This window comes from Micromonospora sp. DT81.3 (assembly GCF_049847225.1).
Lineage (GTDB): Bacteria > Actinomycetota > Actinomycetes > Actinomycetales > Microbacteriaceae > Microbacterium.
In genome coordinates this window covers 1-4,272 of record NZ_JBNCNY010000032.1, presented here as the reverse complement: position 1 = coordinate 4,272, position 4,272 = coordinate 1, and the positions used below count along the sequence as shown (strand labels likewise).

The window sequence follows — 4,272 nt, the reverse complement described above, 5'->3', positions numbered from 1 at the left end:
GGCTACCGAGCCCCCTACGACGCATCAGCGACCGCATGGCTTTGGTGCCATGCGCCCCGTTTGGGCAGGTCCTCCTCGGTCAGGAAAGGACGGGGTGCGCAAGGGGAAAGTCACGATCGATTCCGTCATCGACGACTTCAAACCCGAAGATGCCGGGTCGATCGGTAAGTATGGAACTGAGGCAGCCAGGCGTTCCGTGACGCCAGTCCATGATTCCGATGATCAGCCGATCTACCCCCAATCGAGCGAGTCTTGTCCCAAGGACCTTTTTCTCGGGGATTGGGTGATGCTCCCCAAGGATTACACCCTCAATCAGGCCCGCTATCGGCATGTTTGCATGTTGGGCCTGCCACACCACGATCCGGAACTCGTCCTCGGATTCCCAGTCCCTGTTCTTCGTGAAGAAAAGTTGATTTTGATAGTCGACCCTCCATCTGTTTGCCACCCCGTGTGCGCCAACTTCGTTGTACTCAGACTCGTCGAAAATGAGCCAGCCTCCGTCTGGCAACGATTGAAGTGAGCCGTTCTCATACCTCACCGGCCCACTCGCGAAGTCACCCGAGCAGAGCTCATCGAAAGCCGCCAAGGTGCGATCACGATTCAAACCCAAGACCGCTCCGCGGTGCTTTTCGCCGTACTGGTCCCAGTTTCGGGCACGGGCGAACCCCCGACCGAAGTACCCATCGGGCGACTCTTCAAGCCCTTCACGCGTGAAGCTAGCCAGGTGGGTCGTGCCCCGCAATGCATCGTTGATGTCGCTTTCGATCCCCGCCCTCCGGTCATCGCCGAACGATCCTGAGCTCCAGGAATTGAATCCGAAGCTGTACTTGCCGCTCTCGCGCGGATCGTTCATTCTCTCAAGTGTGGACAAGCGGAGCTCGCCGCTATCGAGGATGCCTGCCAGCCCTGCAGCTGTCGTGTAGTGAAAGAGCAACTCGTCGCCTTGACCCTGAGGCTGCATCAAGAATGTCATGGCCATACATTAGAGGTGAGGCTGTTCCAACCGATTTTCGAGTCCACACCCCAGGGCGAGCACCCCACAAATCCCCGCGCGACCAGGGTCTTCGAGCCAGGGTTCCGCGGCCCTCCACTTACAGCGTCCGCCACGATCCCGGCCTCGATGATTACCCTCCGCGAGGAGGGATCACATCTGGGACGGCTCTGTCGCGGTGAGGGACCCCCTTACGCCCGGCGGTTTCGCCACGCCGCAGTCGATGTCGTGAGCGGTGACGAGGTCGATCTGGTGCACGGGGTGACGCTCGAGCCTTATGGTTTCGTGTGGCTCCGGGTCACGCCGCTCTGACCGCGCTCGAACGCCGGGGCACGGCGGCCGGCGCCGGTCGACCGAGCAGAATCGGAGAAGCGTGGTTGCTTTGTCGTTCCTAAGCTGGCCGCATGTCAACAATCGAATTTGTGACCGTCGGGGTGACCGACCCCGCGGCCGCCGAGAAGTTCTACCGGGACGCCTTCGGCCTCGGAGAACGCGTCCGCGTGCAGGCGACCGATGAGCCGACGTCGGGATTTCGCGGGTTCACCCTGTCGCTGGTCGTGGCCCAGCCCTCGACCGTCGACGGCTTCCTCAGCAGCGCACTCGAGGCCGGCGCCACGTCGCTCAAGCCGGGGGCGAAGTCGCTGTGGGGCTATGGCGGCGTCGTCCAGGCGCCGGACGGCGCCGTGTGGACCATTGCGTCGTCGTCGAAGAAAGACACCGGTCCGGCGACACGGCAGGTCGACGAGTTCGTGCTGCAGCTCGGTGTCGAGGATGTGACCGAGAGCAAGCAGTGGTATGTCGACCACGGCGTCCCCGTCCACAAGGCGTATGGGCGCAAGTACGTGCAGCTCGGCGACCAGTCCAGCCCGATCACGCTGGCGCTGTACCAGCGGCGCGCTCTCGCGAAGGTCGCGGGGGTGGATGCCGAGGGAACCGGATCGCACCGCCTGCTGATCAGCGGCACTGCCGCGCCGCTCACCGACCCTGATGGGTTCGTCTGGGCGGGCCGCTGACGGCGGCGATCTCGCGTTTTGCGTGCCTCCGCATCACGGATTCGCGTGAACGCGCCCGGCGGGCTCGAGCCCTCGGCCCGCCGCATGGAACCGATCCGAGAGGGCGTATCGCAGCAGCACGACGTCGCCGATCCGGCGGGTCTCGGCCGGCTCCACGCGACGCGCGGCGGTCCACCGGCTTGCGGACGCAGGTCACGGCGCACCCGTCTGCTTCTCCGGAAGTATTAGCTCAGAGTGGTGCCCGGCAGGTCGGCGACTGAGCGGAGTGCCGCCAAGTCCGCTCGGTCCTTCGCGCCGCCCACCTCGTCGGATCTCGGGGAGGCCTTGAAGGCGAGCATCATCTCCAGCGTCAACACCCTCACCGTCACGTCTCCCAGCTCGCGCCGAGCGAAGTCCAAAGTCCCCCGCGACAGAACGATCGGCTTGTCAGGAACAGGCACGACCACGCCGCCCTGGCTGCCAGGCACCACGAAAGTAAGCTGCAACTCGTATTGTTCACGCACATAGTTCGTGCCCACTATGTCCTCTGGGGTGAGCGCGTGAAACCAACCCGCCGCCACCAACGCGTGATGGACGCGCGCCTCATCGCGGCGCCAAACGAGGAGGTCGATGTCGTCATGCGGGCGAGTAAGACGCCCAACCCACAGGTCCACGGCCCAGCCGCCGAAGAACCAATGCTCGAGCTGAGCCGCATCCATCGCGTCGGCGGCGCTCGACAGCGCCGCCAAACCCGCAGCGAAATCCATCTCCCGCGTGCTCACGACTGTGCCAACCCTTCCTCGACCCGTATCACGGGCGTCGCTACGCTCAGGGTGCTCCTTTCAAACGTCACGTACAAGAAGGACTTAGAGAGACTCCCGCGAAGCGCTTATTCGAGGAGGGTCCCGCCGCATCAGGAGCGCGACACGACACCTGCCGCCGTGTGGTCACCACGCGGGCACAAGGTTCCGGGGCGGCTCCCCACTCGAACGAGGATCGGCGTACGTTCCGCGCACGTCGACCTGATGTCAAATGCTCAGGCGTTAGGCGCGGGTGTGGGTGGTCTCGTTGAACGCGCGGACAACAGCCCCTCGGTGAACGTGAACTCGCATCCGCGTCACCATCGCAGAAGGCTGATCTTCTCCGTCGCGCCTTCATCCCCGCCGGTCGCTTCACGGCGGGGCCGCTGCACGCCAGGCCGCGAGGTCCTGCGCGAGACGCGACGTCTGGGTCGTCCAAGCACGTCGTCGTTCATGGAGCGATACCTCAAATGCGACGCGATGTTCCGCATGCTCGCGATTCCACGCACCATGTCCTCGGGCACGCCCCGCAGGTACCGGTCGGCGTTCTGCGCTGCCGCGGTCAGGTCCTCGCGGATGAGATGAGATCCGCGAGGATCCGCTGCCCGGCGGGCCACTCCCCCAGCGCGCTGTCGGCGTTGATGTGACCGAGAGCACCGATCACGTGCAGGGACGCACCGGAGATCTCGGACACCCGAGCTGCATAGTCGACCGCAGCATATGGGTCATTGGTGCTGGCCACAACGGCGCTAGGCACCCCGAGCGGGGAGGCGACGACATCGCGGAACGACCCGGCGTCCGGAGGGAAGCTGGGTGCGGTGGGGTCGGGCGGTGCGACGAGCAAGATCGCGGCGACCCGCCCCGGTGCACCTTCACGAGCGGCCCACTCGAGTGTCGCCAAGCAGCCTCCGCTGTGGGCAGCGAGAGCCGGAGGGGTGGCGCAGCGCGCGATCGCTGCATCGAGTGCACGCACCCAGTCCTCGAGGTCAAAGACGTCGAAGGATGCAGGCTCGGTACGTCGGCAGTCTGGGTGGGCGGCCTCCCAGAAGGTCTGCCAGTGGTTCGGGCCGGAGTTGTTCGCCCCCGGCACGATGACCAACGGGATCCTTTCGATCTCGGGCAGTATCACAGCCAAAGGCTAGTTGTTCCCGCCCCCTGCCTCCAGACGGCGGATGCGCCCCAAGTGTGTTCCACATCTGTTGCACGTTCGAGGCCTTTGCAGGCGGCACGAGGAGGGCGCCCTCGTGTAGATCGACGTGGGTGTGCGCATGGGACCCGAGGTAGCAATCGCGTACGCGCAGACGCACGCGGCATGATATCGGTCCACAGTCGACGCGCAATTCCCCCACACGGCTATTTGCGGCACAGTCGCCCCCCTCGTGCCCCGCTTGTATTCGAGTAGGCGTCGATCGCACGGCCGACCGCCTGCCGCCGTGGCTCCGGCTGGATCGCCCGCAGGCGTTCCGCTTGCGCGCATCGCACGAATGAG

4 protein-coding genes are annotated in these 4,272 nt (G+C 65.1%); 1 reads left to right on the top strand and 3 read right to left on the bottom strand.

Annotated elements, in window-relative coordinates:
• Positions 1-79: 79 nt before the first annotated feature.
• Positions 80-973 (bottom strand): DUF2971 domain-containing protein, encoded by an 894-nt coding sequence (locus tag ACPW96_RS23125; protein WP_425886080.1) that lies wholly within the window; start codon positions 971-973, stop codon positions 80-82.
• A 422-nt stretch (positions 974-1,395) separates the two neighbouring features.
• Between ACPW96_RS23125 and ACPW96_RS23120 the strand changes: the two genes are divergently transcribed.
• Positions 1,396-2,004 (top strand): VOC family protein, encoded by a 609-nt coding sequence (locus ACPW96_RS23120; protein ID WP_425886079.1) that lies wholly within the window; start codon positions 1,396-1,398, stop codon positions 2,002-2,004.
• 224 nt (positions 2,005-2,228) lie between these two features.
• Here the strand turns inward: ACPW96_RS23120 and ACPW96_RS23115 are convergent, their stop codons facing one another.
• The gene (locus ACPW96_RS23115; protein ID WP_425886078.1) at positions 2,229-2,765 is read right to left on the bottom strand and encodes a nucleotidyltransferase domain-containing protein; all 537 of its coding nucleotides are present in this window, start codon (positions 2,763-2,765) and stop codon (positions 2,229-2,231) included.
• A 580-nt stretch (positions 2,766-3,345) separates the two neighbouring features.
• Positions 3,346-3,912 carry an RBBP9/YdeN family alpha/beta hydrolase gene (locus ACPW96_RS23110; protein WP_425886077.1) on the bottom strand — a complete coding sequence of 189 codons (567 nt, stop codon included), beginning with the start codon at positions 3,910-3,912 and terminating at the stop codon, positions 3,346-3,348.
• Between the last annotated feature and the right edge of the window lie 360 nt (positions 3,913-4,272).

Bases quoted from the DNA above. Each gene is read 5' to 3' on its own strand.
- ACPW96_RS23120 (WP_425886079.1), top strand. From the start codon at position 1,396: ATGTCAACAATCGAATTTGTGACCGTCGGGGTGACCGACCCCGCGGCC.
- ACPW96_RS23125 (WP_425886080.1), bottom strand. From the start codon at position 973: ATGACATTCTTGATGCAGCCTCAGGGTCAAGGCGACGAGTTGCTCTTT.